The organism is Kribbella steppae, from assembly GCF_004342025.1.
Classification (GTDB): domain Bacteria; phylum Actinomycetota; class Actinomycetes; order Propionibacteriales; family Kribbellaceae; genus Kribbella; species Kribbella steppae.
On the sequence record NZ_SLWN01000018.1, the window covers coordinates 1 to 21,438 of the forward strand.

Annotated in this window: 13 protein-coding genes and 1 pseudogene; 1 reads left to right on the forward strand and 13 read right to left on the reverse strand. The window is 69.0% G+C overall.

The genetic code is table 11. The annotated features are described in order from the left end of the window. Positions 1-210, reverse strand: a pseudogene (locus EV652_RS37695) (sugar ABC transporter substrate-binding protein); the annotation flags it as partial. 355 nt (positions 211-565) lie between these two features. Next, a complete protein-coding gene (locus tag EV652_RS37700) occupies positions 566-1,108 on the reverse strand; it encodes a COG4315 family predicted lipoprotein (RefSeq protein ID WP_132214611.1) in 543 nt (180 codons plus the stop codon). Positions 1,109-1,343: 235 nt separating this feature from the next. Here EV652_RS37700 and EV652_RS37705 point away from each other — a divergent pair, with 235 nt between their 5' ends. Beyond that, a complete protein-coding gene (locus EV652_RS37705; protein WP_132214613.1) occupies positions 1,344-4,118 on the forward strand; it encodes a helix-turn-helix transcriptional regulator in 2,775 nt (924 codons plus the stop codon). Positions 4,119-4,154: 36 nt separating this feature from the next. Here the strand turns inward: EV652_RS37705 and EV652_RS37710 are convergent, their stop codons facing one another. The 11 genes from EV652_RS37710 to EV652_RS37760 all read right to left on the reverse strand — a co-directional run bounded on the left by EV652_RS37710 (position 4,155) and on the right by EV652_RS37760 (position 21,437). Then, positions 4,155-4,634, reverse strand: a complete 480-nt coding sequence (locus EV652_RS37710; protein ID WP_132214913.1) for an Ohr family peroxiredoxin — start codon at positions 4,632-4,634, stop codon at positions 4,155-4,157. A gap of 64 nt (positions 4,635-4,698) precedes the next feature. Next, the gene (locus tag EV652_RS37715; protein WP_369410063.1) at positions 4,699-6,522 is read right to left on the reverse strand and encodes a glycoside hydrolase family 15 protein; all 1,824 of its coding nucleotides are present in this window, start codon (positions 6,520-6,522) and stop codon (positions 4,699-4,701) included. Between the two features lie 504 nt (positions 6,523-7,026). After that, positions 7,027-7,491 carry an OsmC family peroxiredoxin gene (locus tag EV652_RS37720; RefSeq protein WP_132214617.1) on the reverse strand — a complete coding sequence of 155 codons (465 nt, stop codon included), beginning with the start codon at positions 7,489-7,491 and terminating at the stop codon, positions 7,027-7,029. Between the two features lie 835 nt (positions 7,492-8,326). Next, complete coding sequence (locus EV652_RS37725; protein WP_132214619.1) at positions 8,327-9,484, reverse strand: hypothetical protein; 1,158 nt, start codon at positions 9,482-9,484, stop codon at positions 8,327-8,329. Between the two features lie 31 nt (positions 9,485-9,515). Further along, the gene (locus tag EV652_RS37730) at positions 9,516-11,165 is read right to left on the reverse strand and encodes a hypothetical protein (protein ID WP_132214621.1); all 1,650 of its coding nucleotides are present in this window, start codon (positions 11,163-11,165) and stop codon (positions 9,516-9,518) included. Positions 11,166-11,196: 31 nt separating this feature from the next. After that, the gene (locus tag EV652_RS37735; RefSeq protein ID WP_132214623.1) at positions 11,197-13,236 is read right to left on the reverse strand and encodes a phage tail protein; all 2,040 of its coding nucleotides are present in this window, start codon (positions 13,234-13,236) and stop codon (positions 11,197-11,199) included. Continuing rightward, positions 13,236-14,192 (reverse strand): hypothetical protein, encoded by a 957-nt coding sequence (locus tag EV652_RS37740; protein ID WP_132214625.1) that lies wholly within the window; start codon positions 14,190-14,192, stop codon positions 13,236-13,238. Before EV652_RS37740 ends, EV652_RS37735 begins: the two co-directional genes overlap by 1 nt. Further along, positions 14,189-15,229 carry a hypothetical protein gene (locus tag EV652_RS37745; RefSeq protein ID WP_132214627.1) on the reverse strand — a complete coding sequence of 347 codons (1,041 nt, stop codon included), beginning with the start codon at positions 15,227-15,229 and terminating at the stop codon, positions 14,189-14,191. Before EV652_RS37745 ends, EV652_RS37740 begins: the two co-directional genes overlap by 4 nt. Position 15,230: 1 nt before the next feature. Continuing rightward, positions 15,231-17,519 carry a baseplate J/gp47 family protein gene (locus EV652_RS37750; protein ID WP_132214629.1) on the reverse strand — a complete coding sequence of 763 codons (2,289 nt, stop codon included), beginning with the start codon at positions 17,517-17,519 and terminating at the stop codon, positions 15,231-15,233. A 1-nt stretch (position 17,520) separates the two neighbouring features. Then, positions 17,521-21,030, reverse strand: coding sequence for a baseplate J/gp47 family protein (locus EV652_RS37755; protein ID WP_132214631.1), 3,510 nt, complete (start codon positions 21,028-21,030; stop codon positions 17,521-17,523). Continuing rightward, positions 21,027-21,437: a GPW/gp25 family protein gene (locus EV652_RS37760; protein WP_132214633.1), complete on the reverse strand. Its 411-nt coding sequence runs from the start codon at positions 21,435-21,437 to the stop codon at positions 21,027-21,029. Before EV652_RS37760 ends, EV652_RS37755 begins: the two co-directional genes overlap by 4 nt. Between the last annotated feature and the right edge of the window lies 1 nt (position 21,438).

A 21,438-nucleotide genomic window follows, 5' to 3' on the forward strand; every position in this document is an offset into this window, starting at 1 on the left:
CTGGCCAGTGATCTTCTGGTCCGCATGGGCCGTGTTCCAGGCCGCGACCATCTGCTTGGCCCAGGTCACTTCCTCGGCATTGTTCGAGTACCAGACGGTGATCGGTCCGTGCGCCTGGGTCGCCGCGCCCGTACTGCCGCCATCCCCGCAGGCGGCGGCGCTGCCTGCTAGAGCAAGAGTCAACGCGGCAACGGCAATCTTGCGCTTCATCACACCTCCGGTGGATCAGTGCTAGGTGGCGGTGGACCGCCAGATCGTCAGTGCTGGTGATGCGTCCGATCCACATGGAGGATGCTGGCGGTGAGTAGCCGAGGCTCGCCTGCCCGGGAGCAATGGGCACAGAGGTACAAGTCGCACTGCTCGCGGTTTCCCTCCCTGATCGGCCGGAACACCCATTTGGACTGGGCCGGTGTGCCGGGTCCGCAGCGGGCACAGGTTTCCTCGAGATCGAACGTGAGGTCTGTTGCGCTCTGCGGCGACATCTGCCCGGATGGCATGAGGAAGGACCTGGGGATGTGTGCTGCGGTTGTCATGGCAACTGCTTTCTGTCCGTTAGTCGGCGTTCTCAGTAGCCGGGTGCGTTTTGTGTTGCGGCGCCGGCCGGGCTGGGGTTCGCCAGGGGCGCGCCGGCCGGGGAGACGACGGTCCACACGCCGCCGTCGAGGTTGAGGCCCTGACCGTTGGTCTGGCCCGGGGTGGAGTCGCCGACGAAGGTGTAAAGCGGGTGGCCGCCGACAGTCAATTGGCGGTGACCGTCGTCGCGGGTAGTCGAGCCGACCTTGCCGGTCACGCCGGGCGATGACGTCGGCAGCGAGTCGGGCGCTGGTACGTAGTGCCAGTTGACCGCGCAGGTTGCTGCGCAGGTCGACATGTTGTTCTTGTCGTTGGCGAACTGGTAGATGGTGCGGCCCTGGTCGTCAACGAGAATGGTGCCGAGTGCGGTGGTTTGCGCGCTGACCGGATCGCCGGTCGCCGGCGGCACCGGCACCGATCCGGATGGACTGCCGCAGTTGGCCCCGGTGATTGTGAAGGCGGCGGCTGCCAAGGACGTCGCTGCGAGCTGGAGGCGCCGGCGGTGGATCGTGCCTGACTTGCGATTGGTGAACACTTGTCGCTCCTACCGTGAGCTGGTCGTCAGTTGATGTGCTGACGGATCTACGCTCGCGGCAATCGGCGCCTGTCGGCACCGGTAGGTCCCCGGGTTCGATCCCCGGTCTGCATGACCAGGGCATGAACGGGCACGGCGGAGGAGCTGCTCGCGGCCCGGCAGAGAAGGGGCACCGACACGGCCGGTCGCCTCGGGAGGCTTGCCAAACCAGTGGGCGCACTCCCTACCATCGACCATGGGTCCGTCCAGCGGTCACCCGCGGTCAGTGTTGCGTGGTCGGCGCAGCGAGTGCGAGGCACTGGCCAGGCTGTTGGACGAGGTACCTACGGGGCGGAGTTCTGTGCTGGTGCTGCGCGGCGAGGCCGGCTGCGGCAAGTCGGCGCTGCTTGACTTCATGCTCGAGCGCGCTTCGGGTTTCCGTGTTGCGCGAGTCGTTGGCGTCGAGTCTGAGATGGAGCTCGCCTACGCCGGCCTTCACCAGCTCTGTGCGCCGATGCTCGACCGGGTGAAGGAGTTGCCGCCCCCACAACGCGATGCGCTGCGGGTCGCATTCGGGCTGCAAGAGGGCGCCGCACCTGATCGTTTCCTCATCGGTCTTGCCGTCCTGACCCTGTTGGCGGGCGCGGCCGAGGAGCAGCCGCTCGCTTGCGTGATCGATGACGCACAGTGGCTTGATCGGGCCTCCGTGCAATCTCTGGTCTTCGTGGCACGACGGCTGATGGCCGATCCGGTGGCCTTGATATTCGCCGTGCGGGAGCCCAGCGACGAGCTGACCGGCTTGCCGGAGCTCAAGGTTCAGGGCCTCGGCGAGCGCGACTCCCACCTGGTCCTGGCATCGGCGATTCGTGGACCGCTCGACGTACAAGTGCGCGACCGCATCGTCGCCGAAACGCGGGGCAACCCGTTGGCGCTGTTGCAGCTGCCGCGAGAGCTGACGTCGACCGAGCTGGCGGGCGGATTCGGCCTTCCCAACATGGCGGCTGTGGCGAGCCGCGTCGAACAGAGTTTCTATCGACAATTCCAATCGCTTCCGGACGATACGCAACAGCTTCTGCTCACTGCTGCCGCTGAGCCCATCGGCGACGTGACGCTCTTGCGACGCGCAGCCGAATTGCAGGGAATCGGAGGCGACGCTGCAGCGCCTGCCGTGGCTGCAGGACTGGTCGAACTCGGCGCCCGGGTCCGGTTCCGCCATCCGCTGGTCCGCTCGGCGGTCTACCAGTCGGTGTCCGTGGGCGACCGGCAGGCGGCGCACCGTGCTCTGGCAGAAGCAACCGATCTGGTGCTCGATCCCGATCGTCGCGCCTGGCATCTCGCCCGTGCGGCGTCAGAGCCGGATGAGGCAGTGGCCGACGAGCTGGAGCGTTCGGCCGACCGGGCGCGCGCCCGCGGCGGCGCGGTCGCGGCGGCCGCGTTTCTGGAACGCGCGACCGAGCTGACGCCCGATCGCGCGCGCCGTGGAGCGCGTGCACTCGCCGCCGCTCAGGCCAAGCTCCTGGCTGGCGCGCCGGACTCGGCGCAGGCGCTGCTTGCGGCGGCGGAGCTGGCGCCGCTCGGCGGCATCCAGCGGGCCGGGCTGGAACGGCTGCGCGCACAGCTGTCGTTCTTGCTCAGGCGCGGCAACGAGGCTCCATCGCTACTGCTCAACGCCGCCGAACACCTCAAGGCGCTGGACACACAGTCGGCGCGTGAGACTTACCTCGAAGCGCTCGGAGCGGCGATCTTCGCCGGCCGCCTCAGCAAGAACGGCGGCGGCGTGGCCGACGCCGCCGGCGCAGCCCGCACGGCGCCGCCGGCCCCGCAGCCGGCGCGTGCGATCGATCTACTCCTCGATGGTCTCGTGAAGAGGTTCACCGAAGGCTACGAGGCAGGGGTGCAGCCGCTCCAGCGAGCGCTGCGCGCATTGTCCGAGGAGGAGTGCCGCAGTCAGGACGACACCCGCTGGCTCTGGCTGGGGTGCCGAATCGCCCCGGATCTGTGGGATGACGAGTCGTGGCATGAGCTGGCCACCCGGCAGCTTCGGCACGCGCGGGATGCGGGCTGGCTGACCGCCCTCCCGATCGCCCTCACCTATCGCGCCGGCGTTGACGTACATGCCGGCGAGTTCGCGTCCGCAGCAGAGCTCATCGACGAGGCTGACGTGATCGCCGAGGCAACCGGCAGCCCCCCGTTGATGTACACCTCGCTGGTGCTCTCCGCCTGGCGGGGCCAGGAAGCCCAGGCCACGACGCTGATCAGGGCCAGCATCGAGGATGCAACAGCCAGGGGTGAAGGAAGGGCGATCGCCTTGGCGGACTACGCCACAGCGGTGCTCTACAACGGTCTCAGCCGCTACCAGGACTCGCTCGCCGCCGCGCAACGGGTCTGTGAACACGATGACCTGGGTCTCTTCGGCTGGGGTCTGACCGAGCTGGTGGAAGCGGCTGTGCGCAGCGATCGACCGGACATTGGCGCTACAGCCCTGCGGCGACTCGAGGAACGAACACGCGCCGCCGGGACGGAGTGGGCGCTCGGAATCGAGGCCCGCTCCCGCGCGACGCTGAGCGACGGCGAAGTCGCCGACTCCCTCTACCGAGAGGCGGTCGAGCGCCTCACCCGGACCCGGATCACCGTCCACCTCGCCCGTGCTCAACTCCTGTACGGCGAATGGTTGCGTCGCGGGAACCGTCGTGTGGAAGCCCGCCAGCAGCTTTACCGAGCCCACGACACGTTCAGCCGCGCCGGGGCCGAGGGATTTGCCGAGCGTGCCCGACGCGAGCTGCTCGCCACTGGCGAGACACTACGCAGGCGGACAGTCGAGACGCACGAGGAGCTGACCGGACAGGAGGCGCAGATCGCCCGGCTGGCCCGCGACGATCTCACGAATCCCGAGATTGCCGCCCGGCTGTTCATCAGCCCTCGCACCGTCGAATGGCACCTTGGCAAGGTGTTCGCCAAACTTGACATCACCTCCCGAAAACAACTGCGCCGCGCGCTGCCCGACTCGAGCTCTGCCATCTCGTCGGCGTAGCCGGAGGAGGTCCCGGCGGACTGATGACAAGGTCGACTACGCAGCACCCTGGTCGTTCTTGACGATCTCCTCGATCGGCGTCCCATCGACGGTGAGTACGACCGGAATGTTTCCACGGGTGGCATTGGAATAGGGGCAACGCCCGTCCGCCTCGGCCATCAGTTGTGCGGCCACGGCGGGCGCAAGGTGCGGTGCATGCAGATCCAGAGCAACCCGAAGCCCGAAGCCACCGTGTCCAGTCGGGCCGAGGTCCACCCGGGAGGTGAATCGGGAGTCGCCGGCATCGAACCTGCCCCGCTGTGCGACTGACAGCATGGTCGATTGGAAGCAGGCCGCGTAAGCGATCGCGAACAACTGCTCGGGATTGGTGCCTGGACCGCCTTTGCCTCCCAGGTTCTCGGGCACCGAAAGCTCGACTTCCAGGCGGCCGTCACTGGTGCGGCCGTGCCCGGACCGGCCGCCTTCGGTGACCGCCTCGGCGGTGTAGAGGACTCTTTTCAACGAAGTGACTGACATTTCATAACCTTTCTCAGTTGGGTCGGGGCGCCATGCGAGGCGCGCCGTCGGCACCGGATGCAACTCAACTGGCCGCGTCCTGCCAGGTTGGCGAGTGGTGCTGGACCGTTGTGGCCGTTGGGTTGGCGAGGTGGAGAGCGGTGGTGACGAGGCCGGCGTGGCTGAGGGCTTGTGGCGTGTTGCCGAGGTGGCGTCCGGTGATCGGGTCGTACTCCTCGCTGAGCAGGCCGACGTCGTTGCGCAAGGTCAGCAGGCGGTCGAACAACTCGGCGGCCTCATCCGTGCGACCGATTCCGTGAAGCGCGTCGGCAAGCCAGAAGGAGCACGCCAAGAAGGCGCCTTCCTCGCCGTCGACGCCATCGACGTTGGTGCCCTCGGCTCCAACGGCGTACCGGAGGACGAGTCCGTCGCGGGTGAGGTTTCCTTGAATGGCGTCGACGGTGGCGACCATGCGCGGGTCGGCCCAGGGCAGGAATCCGTAGCGTGGCATGAGAAGGACCGAGGCATCCAGACGCGCTGAACCGTATGACTGTGTGAAGGCTCGTCGCGACCGGTTGAATCCGCGGTGGCAGATTTCGGTGTGGATCGCCTCCCGCAGATCACGTAGTTCGTTCAGCGATTCACGCGGGTGGTGTTTCTCGAGGGTGCTGATGGCTCGGTCCACCCCGACCCAAGCCATCAGTTTGGAGTGGACGAAATGTCGTTGCGGTCCACGGACCTCCCAGATGCCGTTGTCCGGTTCGGCCCAGTTCTGTTCGAGCTGTGTGACCAGACCCCGTTCCAGATCTGCTGCGCCCGGGCACGGCCGATCTTCTGCGGCGCGGGTCGCGTGCAGGGCATCGAGGACTTCGCCCCAAACATCGTTCTGTCGTTGGGTTGCCGCCCCGTTGCCGGTGCGCACAGGTGAGGAGCCGGCGTGCCCGGGTAGCCAGTCCAGTGTCAGTTCGGGGAGGTGACGCGTGCCGTCGATGGCGTACATGATCTGCGTTCCGGTCGCGTCGCCGGCGACCGTGCGCACTAACCAGTCACGCCAGGCAAAGGCTTCTTCGACATATCCAGTGGCGAGGAAAGCTCGCAGGGTGAAGGCCGCGTCGCGCAACCAGCAGAATCGGTAGTCCCAGTTGCGCGAACCGCCGATCTGTTCGGGCAGCGACGTGGTGGCTGCGGCAAGAATGCCCCCGGTCGGCTGGAAAGTCAGTGCCTTCAGGATGATGAGGGATCGCTTGACTGCATCTGCCCATGGACCGGAGTAGGTGCACCTGCTCATCCATTCGCGCCAGTACGTTTGGGTGGCCGCGAGGCTGTCGGCGGCATCGACTGCGGGGAGTTCGAGCCGCGACGAGGGTAAATGTCCAAGAGTGAAGGAAATCTGTTGACCCGCCGAGACCACGAAGTCGCCGGTCACAGTGCCGTGTGTGACGGTCAGACCGACGTCACTTCTGAGCCAGACGGAGTCTGGTCCTGCGGTTCCGACGAAGTGCGCTCCGATGCTGTGGAGGCTCGGCACGACCTTGCCGTAACCCATTCTGGGGGCCATGCACATGTGCATGGCAACCTCGCCCGTCAGCCCTTCCAGAATCCGGACCACGTGCGGCTCTGCGCTGGTCGGTGACATGAAGTCGGTGACGCGTACGGCGCCGTCCGGGGTGATCCATTCGGTGTCGAGGATCAGCGAATCGCCACGGTACCGGCGACGCGTGCATCGTCCGCCGCTCTGCGGCGCCAGGATCCATCGGCCGTTCCGGGCATCGCCCAGAAGTGTCGCGAACACGGCCGGCGAGTCGAATCTTGGCAGGCAGAGCCAGTCGATGGATCCGTCGAGGCCGACGAGGGCCGCGGTGCGGAGATCGCCGATGAGTGCGTAGTCCTCGATCTGCTGCGTCATCATCGGCTCCTCTGCCCACGGTGGATGACCTTGTAGCAACCGTCGCGGATCGGGCTGCCCGTCGCCCCAGTGAGGACCCGGGTCGTTGCCCCGGCCGAGTTCCCGGTAGCCAGTGCGAGCAAAGGACCGGAGATCTCGCAGACGTTCGCCGTTCGACGGCAGGTGCCGGGGCGTCGCAAGTCCATTCCGCCCTTGACCTGTCCCAGGCTCAGCCAGGCCGCCAAGCCGCGGCGTCCAGAGGCGGCGGCGCCCCCCAATAGGCGCCGCGCCTGGCTGAGGTCTGCTGAGATCACAGCATCTGGTCGCTCGAAGAACAGATCCAAGCGCCGCAGCAGGTCCGGAATCACCGTCGAGATTCACAGCGAGCTCCCAAATCGGCGGACGAGCGTCGCGGACTTCCTCGTCGCGGCTAGCGCAACTCGGCTCCGCCCAGACAGATCCGGGCCGGCAGCGCGCTTGGGCCGCCTCTCGGCTGTCGCTGGGTGTCTGCCAGCACCTACTGCGAGTTCATTCGGCAGCTGGCAAGGCGGACGGCTGGTCCAGCGTGGCGTGGACACGGATCTCGACATTTCCCTGTAGGGCTCGCGAGACTGGACAGCTACGTTCGGCCTCCTGCGCTGCACGCTCAAGTGACGCGGCATCCGCTTGGGCGGCTAGAGCGTGCACGTCGAGCCGGCTCGAGACGATCGTGGGGTCGCCGGATGTCTCCAGCGTCACGGTGGCGATGACCTGCAGGAACTCCGGAGGCGTTCCGTGTCCCGCAAGTACCGAACCCAGCGCCATGGCGAAGCATCCTGCGTGCGCCGCCGCGATGAGCTCCTCCGGGCTCGTCTTGCCAGCCGGCTCACCGAAGCGCGATGCGAGCGTGACCGGCAGGCCCCGGAGCGCGCCGCTTCCTCCGGAGGTGACCCCGGAACCCCGTGCAATGCTCCCCGTCCAGTCGACCTGCGCCGTTCGCTGTACTGCTGTCATTGGGATGCTCCTTCAATCATCGATGCGGGCCAGGACCCGCGGCTGCGGATCGATGCGCCCTGTCTTTCAGTGCAACCACTCGCCCGGGCGATGACGCGATCGGGCTACCGCATGCGGTAGTAGGCACTAGTGCCAGTCCGCCCGTGGGCCTGAACGGATCAGGCCCGGTCGATTTGCCTGACTCAAATGTCGTGCCGCGCAGAGCCCCATCGCGCCCGGGAGACCCCGGGCATGCCCCCGGGGGGCGGGCCCGGGACTCGCTATGCCAATCGGGTAGTCGGTCGGGCAGCGCACTGTGGAGCTGCCTGCGGGGAGCCTCCCGACGCGGAACGTTGCCAGGCGTCACGATCGGTGTCCAACGCATCGAATACCAGCGGCGGCTGGCGTGGACGAGCTGGTGTGGCACGGTGGTGCGGATGGCCGACGAGTTCGCGCGATGCTTCCACGACCGGGCCACGCACGCCGGAGAACTCGGCCTCCGCCGCGATGCGCAACGATCTCGCCGTCAGGCTTGGAAGGAGTCCACTGGAGCGCCTCGAGTGGAGCCGCCGGGCGGGCGAAGATTCGCCTCGAGTCAGATCCCTAACAGCCAGGATTGACCATCTCGGATCCGCCTGCAAACGACGTGGCGCTGCCGCGTTCGAGGCATCGCTCCGTGCCCGCAACCTCGATCCTGCTCAGGCGTCGATGTTTATGCGTGTGGTTAAGGTGTATGTCCCTCCTCGGACAACAACGCTAAAGCCCCGCAGAGCAGGGCTAATGGCAACCTCAGTCCGACGGAGCAGTACAACGCCGCGGTGATGGGGCGCACCCGAGCCTGGCGATGCGCACACATTCAGGTGGATGAGAGCGTAATGATGACGTCGGCTGCCTTGGTCCAAACCTCGTCGGCCTGATCGGCCACCTGGGCTCGACGTGGCTTGGACGTGGCCGAGACCATCGCATCGACGAAGGTGGTCCTGCCCTGGGCGGCGATCTCGGCGATGGTCAGCTCCTTCAGGCGTCGGCCGATGGCCGAGTTCTCGTCGATCCCCTGCACCGACAGCCGATCCCCGGTCCACTTCCCGACAGGTGCCGTGGTCAGCTCCGCGGCCTCCTCGAACGCCTTGATCGCCTCCGGCCGCAGGGAGCGCTCCAGCTTGGCCCGGATCTCGTCCTGCCTCGGGGGTACTTCGGCCTCGCAGGCGAAGTAGAACCCGCCGAACGAAGCGACGTACCGGCGGTGGCTGTCGCAGTCGATGCCGGTGACCGCCCCACCATCGACGGTGATGTCGGCCAGGATCACCCACGGTGCCGTCGGGCACGTCGCGCATTGCGGGCAGTTGCAGCCCTGCCCCTCGACCGCGGGTGGTGGGCAGGACACCGAGCGACTCAGCTGAGGCGGCTTCGCGCCGGGCGGGTAAGTCGACGGTAGGTCTTCGAGGACGACCAGCCGGTACGAGTCGCGGATGCGGCTGTACTCGCACAAGGTGTCGTCGCATCCGCAGCCGTCCGACACCGCCCGGACCGGCGTGGACAGGCAATCGGCATACGCCACCGCCAGGTAGACCGGACGTCCGGATGGGCGGTCGACACGGACGTCGGCGCACCACGGATCGACCGGTCCGCAGGACGAGGCGACGTTGCCGTCGAGGTCTTCACTGCACAGGTCGACCACGATGTCCCCGTCGAGCTGGATCTCGTCGCCGTACGGCCCGAGGATGTAGCCCGCTTCCACCACCACTTCGCACGGAGCCGAACCGGCGCGCACCCGCGCGCCGCACACGATGCCCCAGCCGTGCAGGAGGCGGTTGTGCCGGCGGGACTTCTCCCGCTGATAGAGCTGGTCCTGGGTCAGGTCGTCCGCGCCGACGAGCTGGCGGGCGAAGTACCGCGTCCGTTCCCGGCTCACCGAACCAGAGCCCGTACACCCCGTCGTACCCGCGACCGCCGCGGAGCCGACCGCCACCGCCGACCCGCCACAGCTGCAACCACCCAAGCTAACGTCCGTCATCGTCGCTTCCCGTCCTTCCTCAGCCTGTCCGTCACTCACCGCGGACGAACTCGAACCACGCATGGAAAAGACCACCCGGTACGCCGTCGCCGGACTTCGGCAGCGTCGCTCCGGTGTCGACCATCGCGTCCCACACCTCGCGCGGAATCCTCTGCTCGACCATCTCCCAGATCTTCTCGAGCAGCTCGGCCGGGATCTGGGTGCCGGCGAACTCCGCGTCCAGCAGCAGCGGAGTCGGGCCGGCCGACAGGATCGAGGTCCCCCGCGCCCGGATCTGCACCAGCGCCGCGGCCGGCGACAGGTCGATGATCGGAGCATCCAATCGGTACGTCGCCGCGAAACCGTCGGCCCCCGCCGCCACGTCCGCCAGTCCCAGCGCGAACCGCTGGATCAGCGTGGTCTTCGCGTCCCCTGGCGGCGTCACGATCCAGAGCCGCAGCCAGTCATCGGGGGCGCGGAGATTCCCGCCGTCCATCTCCTGGTCGAAAGTCACCCGCAGCATCGGTTCCTTGGCCCAGGTAGTGCCCGCGTCACCGTCGTCGACGACGATCACGTCGGCCGGCTTGGGCTGCAGGCCAAGAACTACCGGTGGTCTTGCGGGCGGGGGCCGCTCACCGGTGACCCAGGCGGTGAAGACGACCCGGGCTCCGTCGGCGAGGGTCGCCTCGACCGACACCGGACCCGGATCCGGCCCCAGTTCGAGCATGGCCGCGGCCAGTCCGTCCGGCCCGCTCACCACGACGACGCGGTCGGACACTGTCGCGCCATCGCTCACCCTGCCGTTGCCGGCCTGGACATGGAAGGTGACCTCAGTTTCCCCGACCGGGTGATTCAGATGGTCGACCACTCGGACCTGCAGCGGGTCGGGAAGCCGATCACCCGGCTTGCCCCGCTGGGCGTCACCGGCGACATACCTGAGCTCAGTCACCGCACAACAGCTCGCGAACAGCTCGGCCAGACAGGCCAAGAGATCGAAGAGGCGGCTGTTGCTGTAGATCGTGTTCCGTGGTTCGCACATCTCGACCGCGGCCGGACTCCCGGCGGGATCGATGCGTACGACGCCCAGCACGACACAGCTCTCGTCGGGCGGCGCACAGTCTTCGTCCAGCAGCGTGCACGCTGCCCGTCGCAGATCGAACTGCGAAGGCAACGGCGCCGGGAAGAGCGCGGCGCACTGTTCGTCGGTGAGCCCGGGCATCCTGTCCGGGAGGCCCTTGCGAACAATGAGCTTGAAGCGTTCGACCGTCGTTCCGGGTGCGAACCCGTTGCGGCTGTCGCAGTCACCGACGAGCACCGGCGCCGGATCGGCGGCGCACTCGGTGTAGCAGAGGAGGATCGTCACCGGACCGTCCACGACCTTGTCCCCGTCGGGCCGGCCGGCGTCGTCGGTGGGCTGGGCGGGATCTTCGAGGCAATAGCTCGCCGGCACCGTGATCTCGCGACCGAGTCCGTCCACGGCGACCCCCGGACGCACCAGCAGACCGCGCTCGCCGAGCTCGAGGCCGAGGCCACACAGCACCCCGGACCCGAGTCCCAGCCGGTTCATGAGCCGGCGCTGGGTGACGCCGTACGTCTGCTCGAGCTCGAGATGCCGGACGTCGAGCAGCTTGCCGTAGAAGTACCGGTTCCGCTGCGGCGCCCGGAGCTGACCGAGCACCTCATTCAGCATGAGTTCCGTCATGGCCGGCTCCTCGTCCAGGCAGGGGTGGCATTCATGTCAGCTGCAGTCCTTTCCCGAGCGCGGCGGTACCGACGCGGACGCTTCTGCCGGGATCCGGCGAGCCGGTTCGATCAAGGGTCGAGTCGACGCCGAGACCGGCACCGGCGTCGAGGACCAGGTCACCGGCGGGACCGGCCACGATGGCGTCGACGCCGACCCGGGCCTGGAATCCGACCCTGGCGGCCGCATCGATCAGGCAGAGGTGATAGACGAGATGAGCCGGCTTCTCGGCATCGACGAGCCGTCGTAGCTCGTCCTGGTCGGCCTGCTCGGGCAGGTCGGCGGCGTAGGCCTGGACACAGAACCGGTGTGCCCCGGCCTCGTACAACGGTGCCCCGTAGTCAGTGCCATCGGACAGTGTCGACCCACCCGGGATGGCGGTCGAGTCGACGACCGCTCCGCCGGGCGCCGATGAGGCCAGCCGAGTCGTGAGACCGAGCGCCGGTTGAGGGCCGCCCACATCGTCGAGCACCCACAGACTCACCGAGTCCGGCGGATCGAGCACGGCTACCGGCGCGTCCAGGCGGAGGCTCAGTAGCCGCTCGAGTCCGCCGGCAGTGCCTCGCATCGCATGCAGACGATGCGCCTCGGCCGTGACGGCGCGCCGGCGCGACTCGGGCCATTGCTCGTCCAGCGTCACTCCCAGCCAGCCGGCCAGTTCGTCGAGCGTGGTCCTCGCGGTCCCTGTTGCTGTGTCGTCGGCGGCCCGCGGATCGAACCGGGCCGGCAGTTGGTCCAGCAGTTCCTCGTTGTCGCGGAGGTCGCTCTGCAACCACCGCAGCATCCGGTCGAGGAACTCCGCCGACGGCCCGGGTTCGGCGTACAGCGGTGGCAGATAGGAGAGCCAGGACCCGGTGGCGACATCGACCCGAACCTGTTCGACCGTAGGAGTCCCCCGCCCGTCACCCGTCAACAGCCCGCCGAGCCACAGGTACGACGAGGGCTCGCTGCCGACGAGTGCACCGCGCGGATCGCCGGGGAGCGGTGTCCAGGCAAGGGCCGAGGGCGCACTCAGGTCACCAGGAATACTGTCCGGGTCCGGCGGCACGTCGTCGAACGAGGCGAGAGTCCACAGCCGGAGTCCGCCGCCGGCCGGCACCATGGTTCGGGCCCGCAGTTCGCCCCAGGCAGCCTGCATCGCACCGGTGCTGATCGGTCCGCACACGAACGTTCCGAGTCGGGCCCAGGCGCCGAGCGGGTCGAGGACGAGTGCGTCACCGGCCTCGACTCCGGTGACGACGTACCGCGTGCTGTCGCACGGCCCTGGTACGGCGAACACCCGCCGGCTTCGCCACCCGTCCGGAGTCTCGGCGCGACCGATCCAGCGGCCGGCCAGGTCGAAGCAGAGAACGTCGCCCTGGGCAACGACCACGAGCCTGCCACCGGCGACGTCCACCGCCAGCCCGGTCAACGCTCCGACCCTGCTGACCTGCCAGCGCCCGGTCCGCGGGTCACGACGACGCTCCTCGAGCAAGTTCCACGCAGCGCCGGCAGTCTCATCCTGGGCGCCGTCGAGGTCCGCGACCAGGATCCTGGTCCCCTCGTCGGCAGCGTCGGCGAGCACGACGACGCGAGCCCCGGTTCCCAGCTCGACCAGCTCGATGCCCCGGGCAACCACCGGGCCGGACCAGGCCGACACCGCCGCCCACCACGACTCGTCCACGATCCCCTCCGCGTCGAGCCGGGTGACAGCCCGCGCTTCAGCTTCGACGAGGAAGACAGCATTCGCGTCGCCGACGACGTACGAGGGACCGGCGAACGGCCCCCAGACCGCGATCGTCTGCCCCGACGGCGGGTCGACGACCGACACGGTGCCCGCGGCCGGCTGCACGACGTACCGGTATCCCCGCGGGCCAGTCGTCTCGGTCGTCACCGGCAGGCAGACCTGACCCGCCGGGTCGACGCCGGGTACGACGACAAGCCCTAGCCGGCCGTCGGCATCGACGGTCACCCCATCGGCGCCGAGGCCGGGCCATCCGTCGCCGGTGTTGAAGAACCGGTAGGTCGGACGCTGCGTCGAGGTGGTCACCATCAGCCCTCGACCCCCACCCATGCAACGTGCCAGCCCAACTGGACCGTCAACATCTGCGGGAAGTTGGGGTCGTGGACAACCTCCTCCGGATTGAGCAGCACCGTATTGTCGCCCTGCCCCGCGTAGCCCTCGAGCGGCAGGATCACCCGGAGCTCGAAGCCGGACGCTCCGGCTCCGGCCACGTCCGGATAGCCCTCGACGACAGCACGCTGACCACCCTCGATGCCGAACTCGACATCCCTGGGACCGATCACGTGCGCGACGTACCGCGGAGTCGCGCCGAAGCCGGCCTCAGCCGTACTCACCTGGGTCGACACCCCGATCGGCGACGTGTCGTCGGGCCAGAATCGCCAGATGGTTCCACCGGGCGGCGTCTGTCCAGAGAAGACATAGGGAATCTCCTCGGGCATCGCGTTGCGCCGCTCGGCGCCTGATACGTCACCGGCGAGCCGGCATCGCTGCACCGCCACACTGGCCAGTACGACGTCGAGACCCGGCCGGAACGCGCTGCCCGGCATCCGGTCGTTCGGGTCCTGCCAGCGCAGGTTCACGGTCTCCGGCCGCCGGACCGCACCCGACGTCCCGCAGACTCCGGTGCGTTCCTCTGGGGAGATGTCTTCGTCGTCCAGCCAGGACACGGTGAGGAAGTACGTCGCGGGCTCACCCTTGGCGTCACCGGCGACCGCCGGGACCGGAAGGATCTGTTCATCGGTCAGGATCAGCTCGTGGCCCTGACTGTCGAGGGCGAATCCCGCTCCCACCACCACCTGGCTCTCATCGGTGCGCCCGGTGACCGAGTACCCGGTGGCCAGCCCCCAGTTGTGCAGACTGCGGTTGTGGAGCCAGGAGAGCTCACGGTGGTAGGAAGTCAGCGCGCCGAGATCGGCCGCCCGCAGCTGCTGCCCCGCGAAGAAGGCCGGCCTGGTCAGGATCGGGATGTCGTTGTTCGTGGTCACAGCGGTCCTCCTGCCGGGCCGGCAGTCCGGTTGATGAGAGACGAGCCCGGTGCCGCCCGGCCGGACCAATCGATGCCGACCCAGTGCACCGGCACGGGGTTGAGGTCGATCCGGATCGAGGCCCGGAAGGCGAACCGCTCGGGCAGGCCGTGGCGTACCGTCAACCGGAACCGCGTCCGGCTTCGGTCCCACACCTCCAGGAACGGGCCCTGGCCGTACGGCAACTGGTCAGCCAGCACCTCGCGGGCCGAGACCAACTCGCCGGCGTCGCCGGAGTTGAACCCCGAGGTGTCCCCCCACGGGTGTGCACCAAGAGCGACGAGGTAGGTCGTGTCCGACGAGGTGAAACCGCCCTCATCGGTACTCACCGAAAGGCTCCACCGGCGATGATCGCTGCCCTGGTCGAGCTCGACGACTCCCTGCCGGATCGTCCCGCCCGCGATGTGCGGGCGCGCGAGTCCGTGCGCCGTACGTCGGGTGGACAGGTCGAGGTCGTCCGTTCCACCGTCGGGGTTGACCAGGATCCGCGCCAGCGGCAGGTCGAGCCCGAGCCGGACGCCTTCGCCGTACCGGGACGGGCGGATCGCATTACCGTTCCGGTCCTGCACCGGGCCCGCGTCGGCCCACCGCAGCAGCGGGCGCTCCTCGTACACGGCCGATCCGGTCAGGCAGGATCCAGCCGGGTCACGGCCGGCCCGCAGGTCTTCGAGGCCGGCCCATCGCATCACCAGATCGAACCAGTGGCTGGTCCCGTCGTTCGACGGCTCCGGCGACGGCACCGCGATCGAACCCGCGCTGACCAGTTCGCGGCCGAGCCGGTCGTAGGCCAGTCCCGGCGCGACCGTGATCTGGCCCCGGCGGGAGTACAGATCGATCCCGAAGCCCAGCGCGATTCCCCAGGCATCATGCACGATGCTGGTGTGCAGCCTGCGGGTGAAGGCCTGCCGGCCGTGCTGGTCCGCGAGGTCCCCGGCCTCCAGCCGCTGCCTGTCCAGCCAGGTGATGCGCCGGACCGCGGCCGAATCCGTGCTGCTCATCTCAGCTCACCTCCACCTGATGCTTGCCAGAGGCAACCAGCATGGTCGGCGCGACCGCGACGTTGCCGCAGCCGCCGGGCAGCGGTGGGCACCCGGGACTGACTGCGGTCAGCTCGAGGCCGGCCACGTAGTCCACGCCGGGGACCGAAGCCACGACCTGCAGCACCTCACCGCGAACGACGTCGCGCCCGAACGGCCAGCCGAGACCGGCCGGTCCCCCGGACAGCGGATCGAGGAAGGCCGTCAGCGCAGCCGTCACGTCGTGCTGGACCCGATCGCGATCCGCACCCTCGATCGCCGCGACGGACGCCGCCACCGCCACTTCGACGTACCGCGGGCCGACCACGAGCAACTTGCTCCCGAGAGTACGGCGGGCCGACAGGTACGACCGGACGGTACGGAGCAAACCCGGAGTGGGTTCGGGACGCGACGCCGGCACCGACGGCACCACCACGACGGCCACTGTTCCGGGCGCTGTCAGGCACGGGTGTCCGGTGTCGAGCGCGGACCACGCGCGGGCGCGCGCCACCGACGTACCCGGAACTCCACGGGCCAGCCGCTCGAAGTCGACGAGTGTGCCGGCCCGGTCGGGGGCAGCCCGGCCGAGGACGGCCTCGGGGGCCACCTGATCGAGCGACGGCGGGGAGCCGGTCGCGAGCTCGAGGAGCCGTTCGTGCGCCCACAATTCTTCAGCGGCGAGGCCTTCGGCTTCGGCGAGATCGCCCGCGTCGGATCCGGGCCGGACCGAGGACGCGACCAGGGTGATGGTCACGTCCGCACGGATGAGGCCGAGATCTGTCGCCGGGCCGAAGACGGCGTGGTTGCGGGGATCATCGGCCAGTTCCCAGGTTGCCGGCGGGCCTGGCGTCCCGGAGGCACCGGCCGTCAGGTCCGCGCTGACCCAGGCGTGGTGTCCACCCGGCAACGTGCGACCGTGGTCGCCGTCGCCGAAGGTGAGGGTCCCGGTGACCGGATCAACCGTGTACGCCGCATCCTTCGCCGTACCCGAATCGAAGTCGGCGACGGCGGACCACCGTTGCTCCGTCGCGCCGTCGGAGTCCGTGGTCCAGACGCTCAGCGAGGCCGGCAGAATCGGCGCGCCGGGGACGACGACGATCGTCTCGGCCGGCTCGCCACGAAGCGGCCCGACCCGCTGCACGGTCAAGGACAGTTCGCCTTCCACCAGACCGATCGGCGGGCGCCAGCCGACCACGGTGCAGAGAACGCCATCTGTTGCCGGCTGATCGAACCGGACCACCCGGTTGGTGCGGTCGAGACTGATCCGTACCCGGCCACGCCACCCGACGACCGGCGTGCCCGCGGGAAGCTCGACCCCCGGCGCGACCGGGAGCGATGAGTGGGCGGAAACGGCCTGTACGACGGGGACCGCATCACCGACGACCGCGGACACCTTCGGCCCAGCGTCCGGCCGGCCTTCGGAAAGCCGGCATCGCAGCCAGCGAAGCGGGATCGTCACCGCGCCGAGGACGGAGCCAGGCCAGCTCGGCGGTACTTCGATCCGGGCGGCACCGCTCAGCGTCAGCGCACGAGTGTCGTCGACGACAGCACTCGCGGGAAACGCCCGCCAGGTCTCGCCGTCGTACCACTCCCAGACGGTTCGGCAACCGTGGTGCACGCGCGGGTCGATGTCGGCCGTCGCCATCGCATCCCGCTCCGCGTCGGCATCATCGGACTCGCTCACCACCAAAGCGAGGGTGAGCACCTCCCCCGCCACGAGCGAGGGGTCAGCTTCGAGGCCGACGAGCAGCGCTGCCTCGGTCCGCCCGTCCGGGTCGTCACCGAACGCGGCGATCGGCTGGCCCGCGCGCAGGTCCGCCGACCGGTCGATCATGTGCGACGAGCCGTCGGCGAGAGTGCCGGCGACCTGGACCGCCGCCACCGTCAGCCCCGTGATGGTGACCTCACGGTCAAGCCGGTACAGCAGCGGAGCGTCACCCGGCGCTTGCCGCGCCGAGAGTATGGTCCCCGCCGGAAGGTGCCGGGGTACGCCGGAGATCGTGCTCAGCGCTATCGTCGCGACGGCCGGCCTCGGTGGTGAGGCGCTGAGCCCGACGAGAGCCAGGAACTTCCGCCGGAAGCGATCGGTCACCCTGTTCACCCGGTACAGATCGGCCTCGATCACCCACGCCAGCAGGTCGAGCAGTGTCATCCCCGGGTCGGAGACGTTGTGGTCCGTCCAGCCAGGTGCGTACCTCGGGATCAGGGCGCGGCCTTCTTCGACGAGGTCGGCCCAGCGGCGGTCGTCGAGGTTCGGCAATGGGAGTGGCATGTCAGCTCTCCCCTCCCGCGAGCCGCAGCACCAGCGGGCCACAGACCACGATCCGCTCCGCCGGTACGGCGACCACGTCGCCCCGAGGGATACCGTCGGCCAGCAACTCGACGGCATCCAGGTGGTCGACGCCGGGGAGCAGCTCGATCAACCGAGCGACGTCGGACAGGTGGACGTCCCGCCCGAACGGCCAGCCGCGGCCGTCCGGGCCACCGCCGAGCGGGTGCAGGAAGGCGGTCAGCGCCGAACTCACCGCGGCGATCACCACGCCGCCCTGGTCCAGGTCCACCGGCACCACGGTGGCCGAGACGCCGACCGGGTGGTACTGCGGTGACACCACCGTCACCTGGCGACCCATCGATGCCGGGCAGCGGGCGCGCAGGTAGTTCTCGACCTCCCGGCGCAAACCGAACGACGGAATCGGCCGCGGGTCGAAACTGTGCGGAACGATCGCTATCCGCACCCATCCCGGCGCCGGGCGACCCGACGAGTCCGTACATGGCAGGGCTCGAGCGACAGCCACTGCGGGCGATGCCTCCTGCGCCAGTGCCTCGTAGTCCGCGGGGGTCACGGCCTGCACCCGGCTGCGGACCAGGCCCGAACCGCGCGATGCGACCGCGTCCACGGTCTCGTTGTCCGCACCGCCTTCCGCCGCACGGACGTTGGACACGGACGTGGCCAGGATCCCCGAGAGCAGTTGCGAGATCGCCCCGGCCGGAACGTTGCCCTGGGCGCCGCCACCGGAGAGGTAGCTCGCCAGCCGCACGTTGTCGGTACCGGCCGGCGGGATGCGGCCGTGCCGGTCGTCACCGAAGACGATCCGGCCCTGCGACCGCTCGATCACGTAGTGCCGGTCGCCCGGACCGGAGAAGTGCAGGTTCGGTTGCTCCACCCAACGGACCCACACCTCGGTCGTCCGGCCCGTCCGTGGATCGGTGACCAGGCGAAGGGCATCGTCGCCCAGCCCTGCCGCCACCGCCTCGGCGCGGAGAATCTCCTGCTCGACATCGGCGCGAGCGCCGGACAGCTCGCGGATCTCCAGCACCTGCCCCGGCAGAACCGGAGTCTGCCGGCACGTCACGGCCTGTCCCGGTTGCCCGGTGCCGCCACCGAGGACCTCGCCTCGGATGGTCTGCACCTGCGCCACCCACGCGGCGTTGAGGAACACCCCTCCGAGCTCGGCCCGTCGCGGCTCGCCGTCGATCCGCAGTCTGGCCCGCAACCAGGCATCGCGCGGAGTGCCGAACCTCGGCAGGCCCGCGATGGTCAGGAAGGCACGGGTGTACACCTGGGTGAGTGGCCTCGTGAACGTCACCGTGGAGCCATGGATCCCGGCCACCGTGACGGTCTCCGACGCGGAGTCGGTGAAGACGGTGACCAGGTCTCCGGCGCGGAACGACGACGCGGCCACCTCGTCGACGAGTTCGGCGGTCGTCAGGGTTGCGGTGAGTACCGACACCAGCGGCGGCGGTACCGAGCCTGGCGAGGCGACTGCGACCATCCCGGGCAGCGCCAGATTCGCCGTCTCGTCCCGGACCGTGACAGCCACCCATTCCGTTCCGTTCCAGTGCTCCCAGACCAGTCCGGGGCCGCTGATGAGCCCTTCGGTCTCGGCCACGTCGAGGTACATGCTGACGATGTCGGCCGGCAGTCTGCGGTCGAATCCGAAGTACAGGGTCGGTGTCATGTCGCGCACCGGGACGAACGGCTCGAAGGCCGAGCCGCGGTCCCTGGCCGCCGCGGTGTGATCGATGTAGCTGAAGTCGTTGTAGGCGAGGCACGCCTCGGGCACGACTTGCGGCGAGCGATAGACGTAACCGCCCCGGAGGCTGCCGAGAACCGGTGGCCTCGGCTCGACCACGCGGAAGTCGTGGTCGGCGCCGCCCGCGTCCTCCCACTTGGTGGTCAGCGTCGCACCGAAGGTCTGGTTGGCGATCCGGAAGCGGATCCAGGGCGCTTCCAGGCCGGCGATCTCGGCCGTCGCGACGTCGGCAGGCACGGTGAAGGTGATCAGCTTCTGCCAGACCGTGGTGAACAGCCCGAGTGCAGTCGACTCGGCGATGCCCAGGTCGGACCAGCCGCGCCCGTCGAAGTACTCGCCCACCACTGTCGGCGTCAGTTCGGAGACCGTCACGCCGGTCGGCGCGGTGGTGAGCCGGCCGGTGCTGGCCGCCACCGAGAGCAGGCTGACCGTGGCCAGCGGCTTGGTCATCGCCTCGGCCAACGAGATCGCGAAAACGCTGCCGGTCTGCGGGTTCTGCCCGAACGGGAAGAAGGTCGTGGTCAGGTCCACGGGCAGCCCATCGTTCACCGCCTTGTCGAGGGCCAGGCCGCTGAAGTCGGTGACCAGGAAGTACATACTCGCGCCCTTGGTGGGCGAGATGGTCTGGACCAAGGTGGTGTAACCGGGGACAGTGACCTGCACCGTGTAGTCGTGGAAATCGACGCCGTCCCACTGGGCCGAGCCGGAGGCGAGGCTCTGGGTCGGGAACGGCTCGTCCGGCTTGCCGGGATCGGACAGTACGGCGAACGCGTCGGACAGGTCGATCCCCTGGCCCGACAACCCGGATGAGGACAGCCAGATCTGTCGCTCGCGGCCACCGTCCGGGCCGGCCAGCCTGATCACACCCATGCTCGGGGCAACGACCGAGCGGAGGCGGACCCGATCGACGGCGGGTCGCGCACCGGCCCTGTTCGGCGGGAGCGCGGCGGCGAGGCGACCGCGGATCCAGTGTGATTCGATACCGGCGACGGTGCGGGGTTCGGACGTCGAGCAGTCGGCCACCAGTCGGACCGTGCCGCTCCGGGTCAGGCCGAGGGTTCCGTCGACGCTGTCGCTGTTGATGGCGGTCGCCACCGGCACGAAGGACTTGAAGCCACGCCACGTCTCCCCGTCCCAGTACTCCCAGACCATGTCCATCGGCGCCGGCGCCACCTGCGACAACTCCAGCGTCACCTCGACCGTCACGGCGCCCGACAGCGCCAGCAGGGTGCGATGGGCCAGGTAGAGCTCATGCGGTACCGGACTCAACGGATCGAACAACGTGAAAGGCGATCCGGACCGGGCCGCGGCGCCGTGATCGGCCCAGGAGTCCTGGCCTGGCCAGACGGCAGCCACCTCGACCAGCCGCGCAGCACACAGACCGGTGTCGGCCTCGGTCTCGAAGACCAGCGGCTCCACCCGGTCCGCGACCGTGGCAGCTACCTGGGACCCAGCCGGTGCGCGGGTGTCTCCACCGCCCGGCGGAAGGCTGAACACCACCGGCGCGCGAGCGGGCTTCGCCGGCAGCAGGGAGACGCCGAGCAGATCGAGGAAGGCCAACCGGCTCTTGTCCGGAGCCCGATCGAGCCGGTCGCCGAGGGTGGACAGGAAGCGGGCGTAGGCGCGCACCAGCGCCGCCCCCGGCCCGTACCCCACCGACCAGCCCGGCTCGAACCCCGGCAGCCGCTGCAGCAGGTCGGCGTACACCTGGTCGGGATCGTGCGGACCGACGACGGGAACCCGGGTCATCGTTCACCGCCCTCGAGCAGGTAGAAGGGGTAGACGAGGTTGTAGAAGGTGTTGGTGGACCTGACCAGATAGGACACCTCGATATCCATCCGGCTGTCCTGCCGGGCCGCCCGGACGACGACCTCGCGAACGTCGATCCGGGGTTCCCAGGTGGCCAGCGCCACCTCGACGCGATGCCGGGCCAGCGCCATCGTCGTCGTACTGAGTGGCTCGAACACGAGGTCGCGCAGGCCCGCGCCGAACGTCGGCCGCATCACCCGCTCCCCCGGCGAGGTACCGAGAATGATCCTGATCGCCTGCCGGACGTCCTCCTCGTAGGCCGCGACGCTGACGTCGCCGTTCGGCCCGGCCGACGGCGGAAAGGCCCAGCCCACCCCGAGGAAGGCCTGCTCCTGTCCGGGTGCCACG